Raw genomic sequence first — 21,762 nt, forward strand, 5'->3', positions numbered from 1 at the left:
GTATGCAAGAATACTGTTCAAATCTAACTGTAAATGGTAAGACATTCTCTTTCTATGATCTCGAAAAAGCAGCAAAATCTCATGATGTTAAGGTCGGAGAGCTACCTTATACCATTCGAATAATACTTGAAAGTCTCCTCCGAAAAAAAGATGGCGAGGATGTTAAGGAATCTCACATTTCTGATCTAATGAAATTTCCGAATTTTCCAACAATTTCTGAAGTGCCTTTTAAACCAAGTCGTGTTATCTTACAAGATTTTACAGGAGTTCCTGTTGTTGTTGATTTAGCTTCAATGCGTGATGCTATAGTGGCTAATGGTGGTAAAGCCGAATTTATTAATCCCGAGATTCCAGTAGATTTGGTCATCGACCACTCTGTCCAAGTGGATTCATACGGATGTGATACTGCTCTTGAAGATAATATCAATCTAGAGTTTAAACGTAATAACGAGCGCTATGAATTTCTTAAGTGGGCTGAAAAGTCTTTTGAAAATTATCGTGCGGTTCCACCAGCTACAGGTATTATTCACCAGGTTAATATTGAATTTTTGAGTGATGTCATTATTGAAAATGATGGGCTCCTATATCCTGACTCTATGTTTGGTACAGATAGTCACACGACTATGATTAATGGTATTGGCGTCCTTGGTTGGGGCGTTGGCGGAATTGAAGCTGAAGCAGCGATGCTCGGTGAAGCATCTTATTTTCCAATTCCAGAGGTTATTGGTGTACATTTGACAGGAGAGTTGCCTAAAATTGCAACGGCAACAGATTTGGCTCTCAAGATTACTCAGGTGCTTCGTTCTGAAAATGTGGTTGGTAAATTTGTTGAGTACTTTGGACCTGGCTTGAAGAGTTTGTCTCTAGCTGACCGTGCCACAGTCGCTAATATGGCACCAGAATATGGTGCGACCTGTGGTTATTTTCCTATTGATGACGAGACTCTTAACTACATGCGTTTAACTAACCGTGATGAGGATCATATCCAAGTCACTGAAGCCTATACAAAAGCCAATCATCTTTTCTATGATCCAAGTAAAGAAGCCAAGTATACTAAGATTGTTGAAATCGATTTGTCATCTATTAAACCTTCTATCTCAGGTCCTAAACGTCCACAAGATTTGATTCTCTTATCAGATGCTAAGCAAGAATTCCAGGATGCAGTGGTACGAGAAGCAGGTGTCCGTGGTTTCGGTTTGGATAAGGAAGAGTTAGTAAAAACTGCAAACGTTGACTTTGAGGATCATTCAGAAACAATTCAAACAGGTCATGTGGCCATTGCAGCTATCACATCATGTACCAATACTTCAAATCCTTACGTTCTTATGGCAGCCGGTCTTTTAGCTAAAAAAGCGGTTGAGAAAGGATTAAAAGTCTCTCCAACAGTGAAGACATCTTTGGCACCCGGTTCTAAGGTTGTTACTGGTTATCTCAAAGCTTCAGGCTTGCAAACCTATCTAGATAAGCTTGGCTTTAACTTGGTAGGTTACGGTTGCACAACCTGTATTGGGAACTCAGGAGACTTACGTCCTGAGGTGGCTAAGGCTATTGTAGACACTGATTTATTAGCGAGTGCTGTTTTGTCAGGAAATCGTAATTTTGAAGGGCGTATTAATCCACTTGTTAAAGCGAATTTCTTGGCTAGCCCACCATTGGTTGTTGCTTATGCCTTAGCTGGTAACACGAATATTGATTTGACAACTGAACCTTTAGGTTTTGACGACAATGGTCAAGCTGTTTATTTAGAGGATGTTATGCCATCTCGTGATGAAATTGAGACTTATGTTGATAAATACGTCACCCGTCAACTCTTCCAAGATGAATATGCCAGTGTCTTTTCTGATAGTGAGAAGTGGAATGCCATTCCTACTGAACAAAGTCAAAATTATAAATGGAATCAAAACTCTACCTATATTCAAAACCCGCCTTACTTTGATGCTTTAGGAGATGATTTGAGCATTAAACCATTGAAAGATTTGAAGGTTTTGGCTAAATTTGGAGATACGGTTACAACAGACCATATTTCTCCGGCAGGTAATATTGCCAGAAATAGTCCAGCAGCTCGTTATTTGACTGAGAATGGTGTTGATTATCAAGAATTTAATTCTTATGGTAGCCGTCGTGGTAATCATGAAGTCATGATGCGAGGAACCTTTGCTAATATTCGTATCAAGAATGAGCTAGCAGATGGAAAAATTGGTGGATATACTAAATATGATGGTGACATTCTACCTATATATGATGCTGCTATGAAATATAAAGAAGCTAATCAAGATACGCTTGTAATAGCCGGTAAGGATTATGGTATGGGCTCAAGTCGTGACTGGGCGGCTAAAGGTGCTAATCTTCTTGGTGTAAAAGTAGTGCTTGCTGAGAGTTTTGAGCGTATCCACCGTTCAAATCTCGTTATGATGGGGATTTTACCAGTCCAATTTATGGAAGGAGAAAATGCTGAAAGTCTTGGATTGACAGGACATGAGACCTTTAGCTTTGACCTTTCAGAAAATCCAGGTGTCCATGATGTTATCACTGTTACAGCTTCAACACCTGAACAAACCAAAACCTTTAAAGCCTTGGTACGCTTCGATGCAGATGCTGACATTCGCTACTATAAAAATGGTGGTATCTTGCCAATGGTTGTAAGAAAAAAATTGAAGGGGGCCTAATATGACAACAGTTGAAATTAATGGACTTAAGGATATGGTTGCCTGTAATACTAGGATTTCATCTATTATCGATGATCATTTATCGTATTCGGGATATGATATTTCTGAGTTTATGGAAAATAAAGCGTCTTTTGAGGAAGTGATTTATCTCTTGTGGAATGGTCATCTTCCTACGCAAATGGAACTTAAGTATTTTGAAGCTGAGTTGCGTAAGAACTATGATATTTCTGATGCTGTAGAACAATGCATTCTTATCCAGTCTCGTCCACATTTGCACCCAATGAGTGTGTTACGTTCAACAGTCTCCCTTCTTGGAGTTTACAATGTTGACGCCGAGGAAAGATCCATGGAGGCAATTTATCAGCAAAGTATTGAATTGATGGCTAAATTGCCTACAATTATTACGACTTTTGCACGCTTACGTACTGGTAAAATGCCTCTCAAACCAAGAGAAGATTTAGGTTTTGCAGCTAATTTTCTCTACATGCTGAATGGTGTTGAACCTTCTGAAATTGAAATTGAAGCTATGAATAAGGCATTAATTCTACATGCTGACCATGAGTTGAATGCTTCAACTTTTGCAGCGCGTGTTTGTGCCTCGACTCTGACAGATATCTATTCTTGTGTCACAACAGCTATTGGAGCTCTAAAAGGTCCCCTGCATGGTGGAGCTAATGAACGCGTCTTTGATATGCTTAAAGAAATCCGTGAATCTGGTGATGTTAATGCTTACTTGCAGGAAAAACTTGATTCTAAAGAAAAAATCATGGGATTTGGACACCGTGTATACAAGAAACAGGATCCTCGTGAAATTTTCTTAAGAGATATGGCTAAAAAGTTGACAGAGGGTACTGAGAATGAAGAATTCTTTAATATGTCTCAAGAAATTGAAGAATTCATGAAAGATAAGAAGGGATTGATTCCCAATGTGGACTTCTATTCAGCCACCGTATACCATACTCTAGGAATTGACAGCGATATCTTCACCCTTATCTTTGCTATGAGTCGTGTTGCCGGCTGGATTGCTCATATTCAAGAGCAGCAAAAAAATAATAAATTGATTCGTCCACGCTCGCAGTACATCGGACAAGAAAATATGACGTATATTCCTTTAGAAAAACGCTAGGGAGGAAAGCTATATGGCAGAAAAAATCGTAATGAAAAATGGACAGCTTCAAGTTTCTGATCGTCCAATTATCCCTTTTATTGAAGGAGATGGTGTTGGACATGATATCTGGAAGAATGCCCAAGCAATCTTTGATAAAGCAGTAGAAGTAGCCTATGAAGGAAAGCGTCATATTGAGTGGCAAGAGCTTTTAGCCGGTAAGAAGGCTTATGACAAAACAGGTGAATGGTTGCCGAAAGAAACCTTGGAGGCTATTCGAGAAAGTTTAGTAGCTATTAAGGGACCGCTTGAGACGCCAGTAGGTGGTGGTATTCGTTCTTTAAATGTAGCTTTACGTCAAGAACTTGATCTCTACGCTTGTGTTAGACCTGTTCGTTACTTTGACGGAGTAGCAAGTCCACTTAAGGAACCAGAAAAAACAAATATTACTATCTTCCGTGAAAATACTGAAGATATTTATGCGGGGATTGAATGGGAAGCAGGAACGGCAGATGTCAAGCGCGTGATTGAGTTTCTCCAGACAGAAATGAATGTTAATAAAATTCGCTTCCCAGAATCAAGTAGTATCGGAATCAAGCCAATTTCAATAGAAGGAAGTAAACGTCTCATTCGCTCTGCTATCGATTATGCTCTCAAGAACAATCTAAAGAAAGTGACATTGGTTCATAAAGGGAATATTCAAAAATTCACAGAAGGTGGCTTCCGTAAATGGGGTTATGAAGTAGCTCAGGAAGACTATAAAGCAGAATTGCTAGCTGGTCGTCTAGAGATTAATGATATAATCGCTGATAACTTTCTCCAACAGATTCTTTTGAATCCAGAAAAATTTGATGTTGTTGCCTTAACTAACTTGAATGGTGATTATGCCAGTGATGCCTTGGCTGCACAAGTTGGTGGTATCGGCATCTCCCCTGGAGCCAACATTAACTATCAAACAGGCCATGCTATTTTTGAAGCAACACATGGAACAGCTCCAGATATCGCGGATCAAGATAAGGCTAACCCTTGCTCAGTTTTATTATCTGGCTGCATGCTTCTAGATTATATTGGTTGGACTGAGGCAGCTCAACTGATTACAAGTGCTATTGAGAAGACATTTAAAGCTGATATCTTTACAGCTGACTTAGCATTTGGGAAACAAGCTTATTCAACGAGTGCCTTTAGCAATCAAATTCTTTCAATTATGTGATTGTTTTTGCTCGAAAATGAAAATTAACGATTGAAAACACCATGAAAGAAATTTTCTGAAAATGTTGTAAATAACTAGAGACTAGTATTTGTTTATGTTTTGAAAAATGAAAATGACCAGTAAAATGAGAGACAAGCTTTCGAAAAACTTGTAGAAAGTACGTTTTAACCTTGCTAATCTCAATTAGCTATGTTATAATTCTAAATTGTAAGGGTTATCATTGATAACTCAAATATTCCAAATGAAGAAGGAGAATCCATTATGGCTTCTAAAGATTTCCACATTGTTGCAGAAACAGGTATCCACGCACGTCCAGCTACTTTGCTTGTTCAAACAGCTAGCAAATTTGCTTCAGATATCACTCTTGACTACAAAGGTAAAGCAGTTAACCTTAAATCTATCATGGGTGTTATGAGCCTTGGTGTTGGTCAAGGTGCTGACGTAACTATCTCTGCAGAAGGTGCTGATGCTGATGACGCAATCGCAGCAATCGCAGAAACAATGACAAAAGAAGGATTGGCATAAGAATATGACAGAAATGCTTAAAGGAATCGCAGCATCTGACGGTGTTGCAGTTGCTAAGGCATATCTGCTTGTTCAACCGGACTTGTCATTTGAAACTGTAACAGTTGAAGATACAAGTGCAGAAGAGGCTCGTCTAGATGCTGCTCTAGCGGCGTCACAAGACGAGCTTTCTGTTATCCGCGAAAAAGCAGTTGAAAGCCTTGGTGAAGAAGCGGCAGCCGTTTTTGATGCTCACTTGATGGTTCTTGCTGACCCAGAAATGACTGGTCAAATTAAAGAAACTATCCGTGCTAAACAAGTTAATGCTGAAGCTGCTTTGACAGAAGTAACAGACATGTTTATCGCTATTTTTGAAGGTATGGAAGACAACCCATACATGCAAGAACGTGCAGCGGATATTCGTGACGTTACAAAACGTGTGCTTGCTAACTTGCTTGGTAAGAAATTGCCTAACCCAGCAACAATTAACGAAGAATCAATCGTTGTTGCTCATGACTTGACACCATCTGATACAGCTCAGTTGAACAAAAAGTACGTAAAAGCTTTTGTTACTAATATCGGTGGACGTACAAGTCACTCTGCAATCATGGCTCGTACACTTGAAATCGCAGCCGTTCTTGGTACAAATAACATCACAGAACTTGTCAAAGATGGCGACATTTTGGCGGTTTCAGGTATTACTGGTGAAGTTGTTATCAACCCAACTGAAGAGCAAATTGCTGAGTTTAAAGCAGCTGGTGAAGCTTACGCTAAACAAAAAGCTGAATGGGCTCTCCTTAAAGATGCTCAAACAGTTACTGCTGATGGAAAACATTTCGAATTGGCTGCTAACATCGGTACACCTAAAGACGTTGAAGGTGTAAATGATAACGGTGCAGAAGCTGTTGGTCTCTATCGTACAGAATTCTTGTATATGGATTCTCAAGACTTCCCAACTGAAGATGACCAATATGAAGCATACAAAGCAGTTCTTGAAGGTATGAACGGTAAACCTGTTGTCGTTCGTACAATGGATATCGGTGGGGATAAAGAACTCCCTTACTTCGATCTTCCTAAAGAAATGAACCCATTCTTGGGTTACCGTGCTTTGCGTATTTCTATCTCTGAAACTGGTAACCAAATGTTCCGTACACAATTGCGTGCCTTGCTTCGTGCATCTGTTCACGGTAAATTGCGTATCATGTTCCCAATGGTTGCTTTGTTGAATGAGTTCCGTACTGCTAAAGGTATTCTTGAAGAAGAAAAAGCTAAATTGGTTGCTGAAGGTGTTGCCGTTGCAGACGATATCGAAGTAGGTATCATGATTGAAATCCCTGCTGCAGCTATGCTTGCTGACCAATTTGCTAAAGAAGTTGATTTCTTCTCAATTGGTACAAACGACCTTATCCAATACACTATGGCTGCTGACCGTATGAACGAACAAGTTTCATACCTTTACCAACCATATAACCCATCAATCCTTCGTTTGATTAACAATGTTATCAAAGCGGCTCATGCTGAAGGTAAATGGGCTGGTATGTGTGGTGAAATGGCCGGTGACCAAACTGCTGTTCCACTTCTTGTCGGAATGGGCTTGGATGAGTTCTCAATGTCAGCGACATCTGTTCTTCGTACACGTAGCTTGATGAAGAAACTTGACACAGCTAAAATGGAAGAATACGCTAACCGTGCGCTTACTGAATGTTCAACAATGGAAGAAGTTCTTGAACTTTCAAAAGAATACGTTAACGTAGACTAATCATAAAAAGTGGAGGCTTAGGCTTTCACTTTTTTTATAGCTAAACAGAGACAAAATAATTGACTCATTCTTTGCTTAGGAGTAGAATACGGCTAACCTAGGTTAATAATTAAAACTATTTTTTGTCAAAATTTTCTGAATAATTCTCGTTTAAATCTTGGATTATTTCTAAAAAAATGATAAAATAGGTCTTATAATAGATAAAAGGAGTTACTATCTTGGCTAAACAATACAAAAACTATGTCAATGGTGAGTGGAAAACATCTGAAAACGAAATTACTATTTACGCACCTGCAAACGGTGAGGAACTTGGATCAGTTCCAGCGATGAGCCAAGCTGAAGTAGACGAAGTCTACGCAGCAGCTAAAGCAGCACTTCCAGCATGGCGTGCGCTTTCATATGCTGAACGTGCAGCTTACCTTCATAAAGCAGCAGATATCTTGGAACGTGATGCAGAAAAAATCGGACAAGTTCTTTCTAAAGAAATCTCTAAAGGTTTGAAATCTGCAATCGGTGAGGTTGTTCGTACTGCTGAAATCATCCACTATGCAGCTGAAGAAGGTTTGCGTTTGGAAGGTGAAGTACTTGAAGGTGGTGCGTTTGACGCTGGTAGTAAGAAAAAAATCGCTGTTGTTCGTCGCGAACCAGTAGGTCTTGTCCTTGCTATCTCTCCATTTAACTACCCAGTAAACTTGGCTGGTTCTAAAATTGCTCCTGCCTTGATTGCTGGTGACGTTGTTGCCTTCAAACCACCAACACAAGGTTCTATCTCAGGTCTTCTTTTGGTTGAAGCATTTGTTGAAGCTGGTATCCCTGCAGGTGTCTTGAACTCTATCACAGGTCGTGGTTCTGTTATCGGTGACTACATCGTTGAACACAAAGCAGTTGATTTCATCAACTTCACAGGTTCAACACCAGTTGGTGAAAACATCGGTCGTTTGGCAGCTATGCGTCCAATCATGCTTGAACTTGGTGGTAAAGATGCCGCTATCGTTCTTGAAGATGCTGATCTTGACTTGACTGCTAAAAACATTGTTGCTGGTGCCTTTGACTATTCAGGTCAACGTTGTACAGCTATCAAACGTGTTCTTGTAATGGATAGTGTTGCAGATGAATTGGTAGAAAAAGTAACTGCTTTGGTAGGTAATATCACTGTTGGTATGCCTGAAGAAAGCGCAAGCGTTACACCACTTATCGATACAAAAGCAGCTGACTTCGTTCAAGGTTTGATTGATGATGCCGTTGAACAAGGTGCTACTGCTAAAACTGAATTGAAACGTGAAGGTAACCTTATCTACCCAGCTGTCTTTGACCATGTGACAACTGACATGCGTCTTGCTTGGGAAGAACCATTTGGTCCAGTATTGCCATTCATCCGTGTATCTTCAGTAGAAGAAGCAATCAAGATTTCTAACGAATCTGAATTTGGTCTTCAAGGTGCAGTCTTCACTCAAGACTACCCACGTGCGTTTGCAATTGCTGAACAACTTGAAGTTGGTACAGTTCACATCAACAACAAAACACAACGTGGTACAGATAACTTCCCATTCCTTGGTGTTAAAGGATCCGGTGCCGGAACTCAAGGTGTGAAATACTCTATCGAAGCTATGACTCGTGTGAAATCAACAGTATTTGATATCGCAAACTACTAAGAGTTTAGCTATTCAATCATTAAAAAAGTGTAAAGAGTCCTCATTATAGGGACTCTTTTTCTTTTAAAATATGGTATAATAGAACTAAATTTCGAATATAGAGAGTTTTCTGACAATGAATAAATCTTATTTTTACTTGGTTATGAAGACGCATGAGTTAGAGGTACCATACACTGGTCAACTTCGTCGTGTGCGTGTTCTTCTACCTAAGAACTATGAAACGGATACAGATCGTTCTTACCCTGTCGTGTATTTCCATGATGGTCAGAATGTTCTTTATAGTAAGGAGTCGTTTTCTGGCTATTCTTGGAAGATTATCCCAACAGTCAAGCGTAATCCTGATATTTCGCGCATGATTGTTGTAGCCATTGATAATGATGGTCCTGGCCGTATGAATGAGTATTCTGCGTGGAAGTACCAAGAATCTAATATCCCTGGTGTCCAGTTCGGAGGTAAGGGTGTAGAGTATGCAGAGTTTGTCATGGATGTGGTTAAACCCTTTATTGATAAGGAATACCGTACCCTCTCTGACCGTCAGCATACAGCTATGATTGGTTCATCTCTCGGTGGTAATATTACTCAGTTTATGGGGCTTGATTATAAGGAGCAGATTGGTTGTCTTGGGGTATTTTCTTCAGCTAACTGGTTGCATCAGGATGCTTTTGATCGTTACATGTCGCGTCAAAAGCTCGATTCAGATCAACGTGTCTACATATATGTAGGAACTGAGGAAGCTGATGATACTGACAAGACCTTGATGGCTGGTAATATTAAGCAGGCTTATATAGACTCTTCATTGAGCTATTATCATGATTTGATTGCTCGTGGGGTTGATTTGGAAAATATCAAGATTCACATTCAATCTGGTGCTGAACACAATGAAGAAGCTTGGGCCGAGAATTTACCAGACTGTCTTCGCTTTTTCGCTGAAAAATGGGACTAGTCTTTATTAACGCAAATTAATTTAATTTAATTTAGGAAAAGGAATATAAATATGAATATCGAACATCTTAGCCACTGGAGTGGTCAACTTAACCGTGAAATGTATGTTAACCGTTACGGGCACGCTGGTATCCCTGTTGTGGTTTTTGCCTCATCAGGTGGTAGCCATAACGAATACTATGACTTTGGTATGATTGATGCTTGTGCACGTTTTATCGAAGAAGGACGCGTACAATTCTTTACGCTTTCAAGTGTGGACAGTGAAAGCTGGCTTTGTGATTGGAAAAATCCACACGATCGTGCTGAAATGCACCGTGCCTATGAACGCTATGTTATTGAAGAAGCTATTCCATTTATCAAACACAAAACTGGTTGGTTTGATCCAATGATGACAACAGGTTGTTCAATGGGGGCATACCATGCGCTTAATTTCTTCTTGCAACACCCTGATGTTTTCAATAAAGTGGTAGCCCTCAGTGGTGTCTACGATGCTCGTTTCTTTGTGGGTGAGTTTGGAGGGGACGAAGCTATTTACCAAAATTCCCCATCAGATTATATCTGGAACCAAAATGATGGTTGGTTTATCGACCGTTACCGTCAAGCTGAGATTATCGTATGTACAGGTCTTGGTGCTTGGGAACAAGATGGTCTTCCATCTTACTATAAACTCAAGGAAGCCTTTGAACAAAAGAATATTCCAGCTTGGTTCTCTGAGTGGGGCCATGATGTCGCTCATGATTGGGAATGGTGGCGTAAACAAATGCCTTATTTCCTTGACAATATGAACCTATAATTTCTTTGTCCATCCCATCTAAATAACTATAAAAGAGGAATTACTAATGAATTATCTTGTTATTTCACCATACTATCCACAAAACTTCCAACAGTTTACAGTTGAACTTGCTAATAAGGGAATCACTGTTCTTGGTATTGGTCAAGAGCCTTATGAACAATTGGATCAACCTTTGAAAGAGGCTTTGACTGAGTACTTCCGTGTAGACAATCTGGAAAACTTGGATGAAGTTAAACGTGCGGTAGCCTTTCTTTTCTATAAACACGGACCAATTGACCGAATCGAATCTCATAACGAATACTGGTTGGAATTGGATGCTGCTCTTCGTGAACAGTTCAATGTTTTTGGTGCTAAGCCAGAAGATCTTAAGAAGACTAAATTCAAGTCTGAAATGAAAAAACTCTTCCAAAAAGCTGGAGTTCCAGTTGTACCTGGTGCTATCATTAAAACTGATGAAGATGTGGATAAAGCTGTGAAAGAAATCGGTCTTCCAATGATTGCTAAGCCAGATAATGGGGTTGGTGCAGCTGCAACCTTCAAACTTGAAACAGAAGATGATATCAATCACTTTAAGGCTGAGTGGGATCATGAAACAGTTTATTTCTTTGAAAAATTTGTAACATCAAGCGAAATCTGTACTTTCGATGGTTTGATTGATCATGATGGTAATATTGTCTTCTCGACAACTTTTGATTATGCCCACACACCACTTGACTTGATGATTTACAAGATGGATAATTCTTACTACGTTCTTAAAGAAATGGATCCTAAGTTACGTAAGTATGGTGAGGCAATTGTCAAAGAATTTGGTATGAAGGAACGTTTCTTCCATATTGAGTTCTTCCGTGATGGTGACGATTATATTGCTATTGAATATAACAACCGTCCAGCAGGTGGTTTCACAATCGACGTGTATAACTATGCTCACTCTTTCGATTTGTACAAGGGGTATGCGGATATCGTTGCTGGCGAACCATTCCCAGCTTCTCAGTTTGAGCCACTTTACTGTTTGGCGACTTCACGTCGTGCAAGCTCTCACTATGCTTATTCAGAAGAAGAACTTTTTGATAAGTATCGTGAACAACTTAAAGTTAAGAAAATCATGCCTGCAGCCTTTGCAGAGTTGCAAGGTGACTTCCTCTATATGTTGACAACTCCAAGTCGTGAGGAAATGGAACAAATGATTGAGGACTTTGGTAAAAAAGCCTAATCTGTATATGTTAAAAGCACTTCAGAGTAAACTGAAGTGCTTTTGTGATGCCTTATTTTTCGTGAAGTTCTTGATTTTTAAGAACCAGTTCTGAAACTTTGGCGAATTTTTTAAGTTTTTTGAGGTCTTCTGGATGGGTTACCAAGCTAATGACGCTACCTTCATTTCCCATACGACCAGTACGTCCTGCACGGTGAGTATAGGCTTCGCGATCTCGAGGTATATCGAAGTTGATGACTACCTCTAGATTTTCAATATCGATGCCGCGTGCCAAGAGGTCAGTACCTAGTAAGAGTGAAATCTCATGATTCTTGAATTTTTCCAAGATAACCTTACGGAATTTGACGTTGATGTCACTAGCCAATGATACCGCTGAAGCTCCGTTAAATTGGAGGCGTTCTTCAGTAGCCCCAAGGTCAGATAGACTGTTAAAAAAGACAAGGCCACGGAAGTCAGGGATATTGGAGAACTTACGGAGAAGTTCGACACGGTTACGTTTATCAACACTGATATAATAATGTTTGATAGTGTCAAGTTCTTGATCAGATAGGTCATAAACGATGGTATTTTCGACAAGATTTTGATCATCAATTTTGTTGGTTGCCGAAATATAAATCATTTGATGGTCACGAGGAACATGGTGGCTGATTTTTGTCACAAAGTGGTATTGGCTATCACTGAGAAGCTCATCAAATTCATCTAGGACGATGGTGTTGACATTCATCATCTTGATCTTTTTGAGTTTAATCAGCTCAAAGACACGGCCAGGTGTTCCGATGAGAATTTCCGGTCCTTTCTTCAGGCGTTCAATTTGTCTCTTTTGACTAGAGCCAGAAAGGAAGAGTTGGGCAGTGAGTCCTAGTGGCTCAGCCCATTGTTTGGTCACATCAAAAATCTGTCCAGCAAGCTCTGAATTGGGTGCTAGGATAAGCAATTGCTGAGATTTTTTGGGCTTGAGTGAGAGGAGCAATGGGAGAAGGTAGGCTAGAGTCTTACCTGTTCCTGTAGGACTGATACCTAGGATATTGTCTCCTTCAGTGATTGGTGCAAAGAGTTCTTTTTGAATGGCAGTCTCTGTAGTGATTCCTTTTTCTTTAAGGAGGTCTTGCCATTGTTCAGGAAAGTTTTTAAACATAAAAGTCTCATTTTCTATATGGATTTGCTTTTATTATATCATGATTTAGTGTAGAATAGATAAGAAAGACTATATTAGATAGGAATTTACCATGCCTAAAAAACCGATTATTATTGGGGTTACGGGTGGCTCTGGTGGAGGTAAGACCAGTGTTTCTCGTGCCATTCTATCAAATTTTCCAGATGAGAAAATTGCTATGATTGAGCATGATTCTTATTATAAGGATCAGTCACATTTGACTTTTGAAGAGCGTGTGTCAACTAACTACGACCATCCCTTTGCCTTCGATACAGATCTTATGATTGAACACATCAATGAGCTGATTGCTGGGCGTCCAGTGGATATTCCGATTTATGACTACACCCAACATACTCGTAGTGAAAAGACTTATCGTCAGGAACCACAGGACGTCTTCATTGTTGAAGGGATTTTGGTACTTGAGGATAAACGCTTGCGTGATTTGATGGATATCAAGCTTTTTGTAGATACTGATGATGACATTCGTATTATCCGTCGTATCAAGCGTGATATGGAAGAGCGTGGCCGTAGCTTGGATAGTATCATTGAGCAATATATCAGTGTGGTTAAACCTATGTACCACCAGTTTATCGAACCTACGAAACGCTACGCAGATGTGGTGATTCCTGAAGGTGTCACAAATACTGTTGCTATCGATTTGATTAATACTAAGGTAGCAAGTATTTTGAAAGAAAGTCAGAAAGCCTAAGCAGGAGCTTGGCTTTTTTGGTATAATTGAAACGTTATGATTATTTTACAAGGAAACAAGATTGAGCGCTCTTTCTCAGGGGATGTGCTCTTTGATAATATTAATATTCAGGTAGATGAACGCGATCGTATTGCCCTTGTTGGACGTAACGGTGCTGGAAAATCAACCCTATTGAAAATTTTGGTTGGAGAGGAAACGCCGACAAGTGGTGAAATCAACACAAAACGTGATTTGAATTTGTCTTACTTAGCTCAGGATAGTCGCTTTGAGTCTAGCAATACCATCTATGCGGAAATGTTAAATGTTTTTGCAGGTCTTCGTGCAGACGAAAAACGCCTTCGTGACATGGAAATGAAGATGGCTGAGTTAACTGGTTCAGACTTGGACAAGTTAATGACTGACTACGATCGCCTTTCTGAGGATTTCAGACAGCGAGGTGGTTTTACCTATGAATCTGATATCAGAGCTATTCTCAATGGTTTTAAGTTTGATGAAAGCATGTGGGAGATGCCTATTTCAGATCTTTCTGGAGGGCAAAACACGCGCTTAGCTTTGGCGAAAATGCTGCTTGAGAAGCCTGAACTCTTGGTACTGGATGAACCGACTAACCACTTGGATATCGAAACCATTGCCTGGTTGGAGAATTACCTGGTCAATTATCAGGGAGCTCTAGTCATTGTCAGTCACGACCGTTATTTTTTGGATAAGGTGGCGACAGTAACCCTGGATTTGACCAAACATAGTTTAGATCGTTATGTCGGAAACTATTCAAAATTCATGGACCTTAAGGCTGAAAAGTTGGCCACTGAAGCAAAGAACTTCGAAAAACAACAAAAGGAAATTGCTAAGTTGGAGGACTTTGTTAATCGTAATATTGTCCGTGCTTCTACAACTAAGCGTGCTCAAGCCCGTCGTAAACAGCTAGAGAAAATGGAACGTCTGGATAAGCCAACAGAAGGCCAGAAGTCAGCTAATATGACTTTTCATGCGGATAAGGTCTCTGGGAATGTGGTCTTGACAGTTAAGGATGCTGCTATTGGTTATGACGATGAGATTCTCTCAGAGCCTATTTCCCTGGATGTTAAGAAGATGGATGCCATTGCCATCGTTGGTCCAAATGGTATCGGAAAAACAACCTTTATCAAGTCGGTAGTGGGTAAATTGCCTTTTATCAAGGGAACGTCAACCTATGGTGCTAATGTTGAAGTGGGGTATTATGATCAAACCCAATCTGCCTTGACACCGTCGAACACAGTCCTTGATGAGTTGTGGAATGATTTTGCGACGACTCCTGAAGTTGAGATTCGTAACCGTCTGGGGGCCTTTCTCTTCTCAGGTGATGATGTCAAAAAGTCTGTTTCCATGCTTTCTGGTGGTGAGAAAGCTCGTCTGCTCCTAGCTAAATTATCAATGGAAAACAATAACTTCCTCATCCTAGATGAGCCGACCAACCACTTGGACATTGATAGCAAGGAAGTCTTGGAAAATGCCCTCATTGACTTTGATGGAACGCTTCTCTTTGTCAGCCATGACCGTTACTTTATCAACCGTGTGGCAACCAAAGTGATGGAAATTTCTGAGGATGGGGCAACCATTTATCTTGGAGATTATGATTACTACCTTGAGAAGAAGGCGGAGCTTGAAGAGTTAGCACGTCTTGAAGCAGAGGAAAATCAAGTATCAGAGGAAGTTCAAGTAGCTTCAGCGGGTGCTAGTGATTATCAAGCTCAAAAAGCCAATCAAAAAGAGATGCGTAAATTAAGCCGACGCATTGAGCAAATTGAAAATGAGCTAGAGACGATTGAAGAACGATTGGAGGAAATCTCTGCTGCCATGCTTGAAACAAATGACGTGGCAGAATTGTCTGACTTACAGAAAGAGCTGGATGACTTATCAGTCAATCAAGAAGCTCTGATGGAAGAGTGGAGTGACCTATCAGAACAATTGGAAAGTTAAGGGATGATGAGAACCTTTTCATGTTTTGAGTTGTGAAAGGCTTACATTGTTGGTATAACAGTCTTAGTATATAAAAGGAGACTAACTTTATGAACAAAGTAAAGAAAAAAGTGTATCGTAACACAACATCTTTCAACATGATGGCATGGGGATCATTTGGCTTCTTCGTAATCTTAATGTTGGTAGGCCTCTATACCCTTAAAGAGCCTTTGATGGTTAAGGGTTACTACCTCATGGGATGTGTTGGTTTGATTTCATCTTCATTTACAGTATCTAAGGTTGTCCGTGATAATCAAGAAGATGAAGAAAACTATAATAAGCTCATCGCTCAACAAACTTTCGAACAATAAGAGGAGAAGCCTGAAAAGGCTTTTTCTTTTTGCAGAAAATGCACAAATATTCTGACTCTTGCCTAGTGGAAGTGTTATAATGGAGTGAAGAGGGTTAGATGATTTTGGAATGAGATAAGTCCAATTCATTATCCCAAATGCCTTATAAGACTAATTATCGTATAAGAATGCGTTAGTGAAAAGGTAGGTAATATTATGGAATTCAAAGTGAAAGATGGTCAAATCATCTATTATCGTGATCTCGGTAAAGGCTTTCCAATTGTTTTTTTGCATGGCAATAATTTGTCAGGAAATTACTTTGGTAAGCAAGGAATTCTGTATCGAGACTATCGTTTAATTTTCATTGATAGTCGTAATCACGGCAGGTCCAGTCGTCAGAGTGTTAAGATGACCTTTGAACAGATGGCTGCCGATTTGGAGGAAATTTTGCAATATTTGAATATCAAGAAGGCCTTATTTGTCGGTCATAGTGACGGTGCTAATTTGGCTATGGTTTATGCTAGTCGTTATCCTGACCGGATTGCAGGGCTCTTGCTTAATGCGGGGAATATGACCTTTAATGGGTTGACGAGACGCTCAAGATTCGCGGTCTATATACAATATCTTTGCTTAAAAGCCTTGTCACCATTTTCATCTAAAATGGATATCATGGCTCAGGTAACGGGTCTGATGCTTCATGACTTGCCATTAGATAGGAAACGTCTACATCAGGCTGCCTATCCTGTTTGGGTAGTTATGGGGCAAAGGGATGTTATCAGTATTAGGCATTCTAGAGAGATTTCAGAACTCTTTCCTATTCATAAGCTCTATGTCCAACGTCGAGAAGGACATCGTCTAGCTCAACGTAAATATAAGGTCTTTAATCAAATGATTCGTGAACTTGTGAGAATTAGTCGAAAAGAGGTGGTGGCATGAAGCGTCTTTTAGAGAGACTTCAACCTTTAAAAGCGGCCGTTAAATCCATCTTCTTTATCTCGATTACGGTTCTTGTCGTCATAGAATTGGTTCGTCTAAAACGGACCATCACTTTAGAGTCACTGGAGTCAGCTCTGTCCGGTTTGTCTATTTGGCATCTTGTTTTGATGGCTGTCATCGGACTAGTCGCTGTCTCCCCCATGCTCTTTTATGACATCATACTGAATAAGGAGCTAGAAACGGATTATTCCAAATCCTATATCTTAGAAACAAGTTGGGCTGTCAATACCATTAATAACTTGGCTGGTTTTGCTGGTTTGGTCGATGTGGGTCTGCGATATTCCTTTTATTCTGAGGATGGGCAGGAAAAGACAGGTGTTAAGGCACTTTCTCGTTTATTGCCTTATTTTATGTCGGGTCTATCCCTTTTAAGTGGTTTGGTATTCGCTGTCTTTTGGTTCTTCCCTCTAAGTCCAGACTTAAGAAAATATTGGTTACTCTTATTGGGTATTTTCCTTTATCTGCCTTTTATTTTCTTTGTTTCTAGTCGTGAAAAGTTAACTTATTTTGGTCAAGTACCGTTGAAAACGAGGCTAAGTCTTCTTTTAGCTTCGACAGCTGAATGGGGAACGGCCCTAGGGAGCTTTGTCAGTGTGGCTTATTTAATGGGCTTACATGTTCCACTTTATAATCTGGTTCCACTTTATTTCCTAGCGGTTATTATTGGTATCTTCTCTATGATTCCGGGTGGTATTGGTAGTTTCGATTTGATTGTGATTACCGGTCTGACCTCTATGGGGGTTAGCAATGCTCTTGCGGTTAGTCTGCTCTTGCTCTTTCGTTTAACCTACTACGTTATTCCCTTCATGCTTGGTGTTGTCTTCTTTTTCAAACACATGGGAGGACGTATCAACGAGAAATACTTCAAACTTTCTTCACGAGTATTTGGTGGAAGTCTCCACCGTTTTCTCGTCTATTTGCTACGTTTTTTAGGGATTTTCTTGATTTTGTCTGCCCTAATCCCTGAACGCTTGGCTAATGTCTACTTTATTAGCCGTTTTGATCCTATTCAGGAGCAGTTGATTTGGCAATTCCCAAGTATCCTATTTGGTACCCTATTCATTTTCATGGCTCGTCTCATTAGACGTCGGGTTAAGGGTGCTTTTGTTGCCTCCTTGATAACCTTTGTCTTGGCCTTAATTTATGTCAATCTCAATGGTATTTCATGGGCCATGTCTTTCCTAATTTTACTCTCTTTGGTGCTTATGTTGATCATCAGAAAGAGGTTGTATCATCGTTACTTTGTTTATAGTTGGGAAGACAAAACCAAGGATTTCCTTTTCCTAGCCTTTACGATTCTGGTTCTCCTCGTTTTGGGTGGCAGCGGTTTTTGGTCTCATTTATTGCCACCTAAGAATCGGGATGTTCTTGGACATTTTGTTCATATTTGGTTTGATATTTTACTGGCATCAGTTATCATTGCAACTATTGTTTGGGGAGTCTTGAGAATTTTGGCACCCCGCAGGCCTTTTGGTCAAAGCATGGATGATGAGCGCTTCACAGCTCTCCTTGAGAAATATGGAGGTGCATCAGAAAGTGCCCTGGCTTATTTACATGATAAACGCCTCTTTTGGTATCGTGTCGATGGACAAGACCAGGTAGTTTTCCAATTTGCACAAACCAGTAACAAGTGTGTGGTTATGGGAAATCCGATAGGTAATGAAAACTATTACCGAGTAGCTTGGGAATCTTTCTTGAAGACCTTATCGGATTGGAATTTACAAGCCTTGTTTTATGAGGCAGATGAGAGTATTACCCTGATGCTTCATGATTATGGCTTTGATTTTATGAAATTTGGGGAAAATGCCATGGTTGATTTGACGTCATTTTCTGTTGATGGTAAACATGGTAAGAAGTTCCGTAAGCCAACCAATCGTGTTGAAAAAGCAGGTTTCCAGTTTAGGTTACTTGATCCTCCATTTTCAGAGACTCAGATGCAAGAAATGAAGGCTGTCTCAGATATTTGGCTTAACGGTCGTAAGGAGAAGGGCTTCTCTCTTGGTTTCTTTGATGTAGCCTATTTGCAGCAAGCACCGATTGCTATTGTTGAGAGTGAGGAGGGAGAAATTGTAGCCTTTGCCAACATCATGCCAACCAAAAACAAACGGGTGGCGACGATTGACCTTATGCGTTATGACTTTGAAAAGGCACCCGAAGGTATCATGGATTACCTCTTTGTGAAACTCTTCCAGTACTTCCAAGCAGAAGGAAAGCAGTATTTTGATATGGGAATGGCTCCACTCGCGAATGTGGGTACTGAAGAAGATAGTTTTTTGGAAGAGAAGGTTGCCAATTTGGTCTATGTCTTTGCGCAGCGTTTTTACTCTTTTAGTGGGCTCCAACGTTATAAGGAGAAGTTCTCTCCAATTTGGTCTCCCAAATACATTGTTTATCCTAAACGAACTTGGCTCTTGTTTGATATGATTGCCATTCTAAGGATTGATAATCGAAAAATTGAAGACAGATTGAAGAAAAGACGACTTTGGAAATAGATATGAAAAAATAGCGAAACCCTAAGGATTTCGCTATTTTGCTATGTCATAGAATTATTTTTCAAATTCTGCTTTTGATTTAGTATCTGCGTATTCTTCAGCGACTTCGCTTGAAAGAATATCATTGTAACTTGGCAATTTAATGTCTTGGCCATATTTGTTACGAAGGGCAGTAGTGACCAAACGGTAGGCCAGGTTGGCGTTACGAGAAAGAATTGGTCCATGGAAGTAGCTACCATAAACATTTTTATAGTGGACACCCTCAGAACCGTCTTCCTTGTTATTACCATTACCGTAGACCACTTTTCCAAGTGGTTTTTCATCATCAGAGAGGAAGGTACGCCCTTGGTGATTCTCAAAGCCATAGTAAGTTTCATCGAACTCTTCGTTATGGATCTTGATGTCACCAATATAACGATTATTTTCTTGATTGAGGGTGTAGTGGCCCATAACACCGATACCATCAATGCGGACACCATTAGCCTGGATGTAATATTGACCAAGAAGTTGGAAACCACCACAGATGGCAAGAACTACTTTGTTATCTTGGATGAATTGACCAATGGCCTCACGCTTAGTTGGGAGGTCTTTAGCAACGATGGATTGTTCGTAGTCTTGACCACCTCCAAAGAAGACCATGTCGTAGTGGTCCTTGTCGAAGTCATCACCAACTGAAACGATGTCGAAGGTCATCTTAGCACCAAGTTTTTCACCCACGTATTTGATCATAAGAACATTTCCGTTGTCACCGTAGGTATTGAGTAGATTACCATAAAGGTGGGCAACATTTAGGTCATAGGTGTAGTCACGATTTTCTGGAGATTTGAGTGAAGTATAAGTCATTAGTTCATCTCCTTTCCGACAGCATGACGTTGAGCAAGAATATCACGGAATTCAAGCATGGCAGTGTAGGTCGCTAAGATATAGGCATGATCGCAATCTTGTTTTTCAATCAAGGCCATAATATCTTCAAGTTTTTCTGCTTGCGTAATCTTTTCTTCTGGATAGCCGGTTACACGAAGACGGCGGGCAATTTCAGAATGGCGAACACCACCAGCGTTAATCTCAGGGATATCCATCTCGATAATGCTTTCAAAGTTGGCATCCCAAATCCAGCTAGTATCAATACCATCAGCATAATTGGCGTTAAGAAGGACTGACAAGCTAAACGGATAATCTGCAAGTTTAATCATATCGAGAGCTTGGCTGGCTCCTACTGGATTCTTAATTAGTACGAGAGTACATGATTTGTCACCAATCTTAAAGGTTTCTTGGCGACCAAAGACAGCACGACTCTTATCAAAACCAGCTTTGATTTGCTCTGGAGCCACTCCGAAGAATTCAGCGACAGAGACTGCAGCAAGGGCATTGTAGATGTTATAAAGACCACCGACATTAATCTTGTAATCTTGTCCATCAATGACAAATTCAGAAGTAGTGTTAGTGATTTTAGTCAACTCTGTTAGCTTATAGTCTAATTCTGGACGGTGAAAGTCACAGTTGAGGCATACATAGTCACCCAAATTAGCATAAGTATTGAGGCGATACTGAAGAATGCTCTCAGATTTAGGGCAGACAATTCCTTCGGTATTATAATGTGCCAGCTCTGGAGCGTGTTTTTCAGTGTCAAAACCATAGAAGCGTACAGGATTGACCACTTCTTTAGAATTAAAGAGAGGACTGTCCCCATTGGCCAAAATAGTGGCCTCAGGTGCCTTAGCAGCACCATCTAAAATCATCTGATAAGTGGTATAGATTTCACCATAGCGGTCCATTTGGTCACGGAAAATATTTGTGAAGACAAAAAGACTTGGAGTGATGTATTCAGTGATTTTTGGAAGGCTAGCCTCGTCAATTTCCAAGACAGCGATTTTCTTACCAGACTTGGCTTTTTTAGCTGTTAGGAAAGTAGAAGTGATTCCTGTGATCATGTTGGCTCCACTAGGGTTGGTCACAATCTCACCAAAAGCTTCTTTAAGAATTCCTACTGTTAAAGCTGTTGTCAGAGTCTTACCATTGGTTCCAGTGACAACGACAATCTCGTAATCCTTGGCTAAAGTGTCTAAAATATCTTTGTCAAATTTAAGGGCGATTTTTCCAGGCAGGGTTGAGCCACGTCCCAATTTTGAAAGGACGAAATGGCTAGCTTTACCCGCCAGAATTCCCATGGTAGTTTTCATAGTCATGAATTTATTTTATCACAAAAAGTAGTGATTGTAGTCTCAAAATAGTTAGAATTCGTGGTATAATAGAAACTGTTTAAAAATTAAAAGAAAGTGTGATATG

Annotated in this window: 17 protein-coding genes; 14 read left to right on the forward strand and 3 right to left on the reverse strand. The window is 40.1% G+C overall.

Annotation, left to right across the window (positions count from 1 at the left end):
- Positions 1 to 2 precede the first annotated feature (2 nt).
- From acnA to ADH51_RS03700, 9 genes are all read left to right on the forward strand, one after another.
- Positions 3 to 2,666 (forward strand): aconitate hydratase AcnA, encoded by a 2,664-nt coding sequence (gene acnA / locus ADH51_RS03660; protein ID WP_048674461.1) that lies wholly within the window; start codon positions 3 to 5, stop codon positions 2,664 to 2,666.
- A 1-nt stretch (position 2,667) separates the two neighbouring features.
- Positions 2,668 to 3,792: a citrate synthase gene (locus ADH51_RS03665; protein ID WP_048674464.1), complete on the forward strand. Its 1,125-nt coding sequence runs from the start codon at positions 2,668 to 2,670 to the stop codon at positions 3,790 to 3,792.
- 13 nt (positions 3,793 to 3,805) lie between these two features.
- Entirely contained in the window at positions 3,806 to 4,981 is a 1,176-nt protein-coding gene (gene icd, locus ADH51_RS03670; protein ID WP_048674467.1) for an NADP-dependent isocitrate dehydrogenase, read from the forward strand.
- A 261-nt stretch (positions 4,982 to 5,242) separates the two neighbouring features.
- Positions 5,243 to 5,506, forward strand: a complete 264-nt coding sequence (locus ADH51_RS03675) for a phosphocarrier protein HPr (protein WP_002884015.1) — start codon at positions 5,243 to 5,245, stop codon at positions 5,504 to 5,506.
- Between the two features lie 4 nt (positions 5,507 to 5,510).
- Positions 5,511 to 7,244: a phosphoenolpyruvate--protein phosphotransferase gene (ptsP, locus tag ADH51_RS03680; RefSeq protein WP_013990779.1), complete on the forward strand. Its 1,734-nt coding sequence runs from the start codon at positions 5,511 to 5,513 to the stop codon at positions 7,242 to 7,244.
- A gap of 218 nt (positions 7,245 to 7,462) precedes the next feature.
- The gene (locus ADH51_RS03685; protein ID WP_002890682.1) at positions 7,463 to 8,896 is read left to right on the forward strand and encodes an NADP-dependent glyceraldehyde-3-phosphate dehydrogenase; all 1,434 of its coding nucleotides are present in this window, start codon (positions 7,463 to 7,465) and stop codon (positions 8,894 to 8,896) included.
- A 115-nt stretch (positions 8,897 to 9,011) separates the two neighbouring features.
- Positions 9,012 to 9,839, forward strand: a complete 828-nt coding sequence (locus ADH51_RS03690) for an alpha/beta hydrolase (protein ID WP_021152024.1) — start codon at positions 9,012 to 9,014, stop codon at positions 9,837 to 9,839.
- Positions 9,840 to 9,890: 51 nt separating this feature from the next.
- The gene (locus ADH51_RS03695; RefSeq protein ID WP_002884014.1) at positions 9,891 to 10,631 is read left to right on the forward strand and encodes an esterase family protein; all 741 of its coding nucleotides are present in this window, start codon (positions 9,891 to 9,893) and stop codon (positions 10,629 to 10,631) included.
- Between the two features lie 46 nt (positions 10,632 to 10,677).
- Positions 10,678 to 11,841, forward strand: coding sequence for an ATP-grasp domain-containing protein (locus ADH51_RS03700; RefSeq protein ID WP_037600505.1), 1,164 nt, complete (start codon positions 10,678 to 10,680; stop codon positions 11,839 to 11,841).
- 52 nt (positions 11,842 to 11,893) lie between these two features.
- Here the strand turns inward: ADH51_RS03700 and ADH51_RS03705 are convergent, their stop codons facing one another.
- A complete protein-coding gene (locus ADH51_RS03705) occupies positions 11,894 to 12,976 on the reverse strand; it encodes a DEAD/DEAH box helicase (RefSeq protein ID WP_037600508.1) in 1,083 nt (360 codons plus the stop codon).
- A gap of 91 nt (positions 12,977 to 13,067) precedes the next feature.
- Here ADH51_RS03705 and udk point away from each other — a divergent pair, with 91 nt between their 5' ends.
- From udk to mprF, 5 genes are all read left to right on the forward strand, one after another.
- Entirely contained in the window at positions 13,068 to 13,703 is a 636-nt protein-coding gene (gene udk / locus ADH51_RS03710) for a uridine kinase (RefSeq protein WP_002890688.1), read from the forward strand.
- A gap of 36 nt (positions 13,704 to 13,739) precedes the next feature.
- Positions 13,740 to 15,659 (forward strand): ABC-F family ATP-binding cassette domain-containing protein, encoded by a 1,920-nt coding sequence (locus ADH51_RS03715; protein ID WP_048674471.1) that lies wholly within the window; start codon positions 13,740 to 13,742, stop codon positions 15,657 to 15,659.
- An 89-nt stretch (positions 15,660 to 15,748) separates the two neighbouring features.
- Positions 15,749 to 16,009: a YiaA/YiaB family inner membrane protein gene (locus ADH51_RS03720; RefSeq protein WP_048674474.1), complete on the forward strand. Its 261-nt coding sequence runs from the start codon at positions 15,749 to 15,751 to the stop codon at positions 16,007 to 16,009.
- A 195-nt stretch (positions 16,010 to 16,204) separates the two neighbouring features.
- On the forward strand, positions 16,205 to 16,924 hold the full coding sequence (locus tag ADH51_RS03725) for an alpha/beta fold hydrolase (protein WP_004182706.1): 720 nt from the start codon (positions 16,205 to 16,207) through the stop codon (positions 16,922 to 16,924).
- On the forward strand, positions 16,921 to 19,476 hold the full coding sequence (gene mprF, locus ADH51_RS03730) for a bifunctional lysylphosphatidylglycerol flippase/synthetase MprF (protein WP_048674477.1): 2,556 nt from the start codon (positions 16,921 to 16,923) through the stop codon (positions 19,474 to 19,476). The genes ADH51_RS03725 and mprF overlap by 4 nt, the downstream gene beginning before the upstream one ends.
- Before the next feature lie 54 nt (positions 19,477 to 19,530).
- Here the strand turns inward: mprF and gatD are convergent, their stop codons facing one another.
- Both gatD and murT read right to left on the reverse strand, forming a co-directional pair.
- Entirely contained in the window at positions 19,531 to 20,319 is a 789-nt protein-coding gene (gene gatD / locus ADH51_RS03735; protein ID WP_048674479.1) for a lipid II isoglutaminyl synthase subunit GatD, read from the reverse strand.
- On the reverse strand, positions 20,319 to 21,662 hold the full coding sequence (murT, locus tag ADH51_RS03740; RefSeq protein ID WP_048674482.1) for a lipid II isoglutaminyl synthase subunit MurT: 1,344 nt from the start codon (positions 21,660 to 21,662) through the stop codon (positions 20,319 to 20,321). Before murT ends, gatD begins: the two co-directional genes overlap by 1 nt.
- Between the last annotated feature and the right edge of the window lie 100 nt (positions 21,663 to 21,762).

Origin of the sequence: Streptococcus sp. 449_SSPC, from assembly GCF_001073005.1 — a bacterium.
Classification (GTDB): domain Bacteria; phylum Bacillota; class Bacilli; order Lactobacillales; family Streptococcaceae; genus Streptococcus; species Streptococcus salivarius_F.

Coding starts and splice junctions, on each gene's coding strand:
- acnA (WP_048674461.1), top strand. CDS start 3: ATGCAAGAATACTGTTCAAATCTAACTGTAAATGGTAAGACATTCTCT.
- ADH51_RS03665 (WP_048674464.1), top strand. CDS start 2,668: ATGACAACAGTTGAAATTAATGGACTTAAGGATATGGTTGCCTGTAAT.
- icd (WP_048674467.1), top strand. CDS start 3,806: ATGGCAGAAAAAATCGTAATGAAAAATGGACAGCTTCAAGTTTCTGAT.
- ADH51_RS03675 (WP_002884015.1), top strand. CDS start 5,243: ATGGCTTCTAAAGATTTCCACATTGTTGCAGAAACAGGTATCCACGCA.
- ptsP (WP_013990779.1), top strand. CDS start 5,511: ATGACAGAAATGCTTAAAGGAATCGCAGCATCTGACGGTGTTGCAGTT.
- ADH51_RS03690 (WP_021152024.1), top strand. CDS start 9,012: ATGAATAAATCTTATTTTTACTTGGTTATGAAGACGCATGAGTTAGAG.
- ADH51_RS03695 (WP_002884014.1), top strand. CDS start 9,891: ATGAATATCGAACATCTTAGCCACTGGAGTGGTCAACTTAACCGTGAA.
- ADH51_RS03700 (WP_037600505.1), top strand. CDS start 10,678: ATGAATTATCTTGTTATTTCACCATACTATCCACAAAACTTCCAACAG.
- ADH51_RS03705 (WP_037600508.1), bottom strand. CDS start 12,976: ATGTTTAAAAACTTTCCTGAACAATGGCAAGACCTCCTTAAAGAAAAA.
- udk (WP_002890688.1), top strand. CDS start 13,068: ATGCCTAAAAAACCGATTATTATTGGGGTTACGGGTGGCTCTGGTGGA.
- ADH51_RS03715 (WP_048674471.1), top strand. CDS start 13,740: ATGATTATTTTACAAGGAAACAAGATTGAGCGCTCTTTCTCAGGGGAT.
- ADH51_RS03720 (WP_048674474.1), top strand. CDS start 15,749: ATGAACAAAGTAAAGAAAAAAGTGTATCGTAACACAACATCTTTCAAC.
- ADH51_RS03725 (WP_004182706.1), top strand. CDS start 16,205: ATGGAATTCAAAGTGAAAGATGGTCAAATCATCTATTATCGTGATCTC.
- mprF (WP_048674477.1), top strand. CDS start 16,921: ATGAAGCGTCTTTTAGAGAGACTTCAACCTTTAAAAGCGGCCGTTAAA.
- gatD (WP_048674479.1), bottom strand. CDS start 20,319: ATGACTTATACTTCACTCAAATCTCCAGAAAATCGTGACTACACCTAT.
- murT (WP_048674482.1), bottom strand. CDS start 21,662: ATGACTATGAAAACTACCATGGGAATTCTGGCGGGTAAAGCTAGCCAT.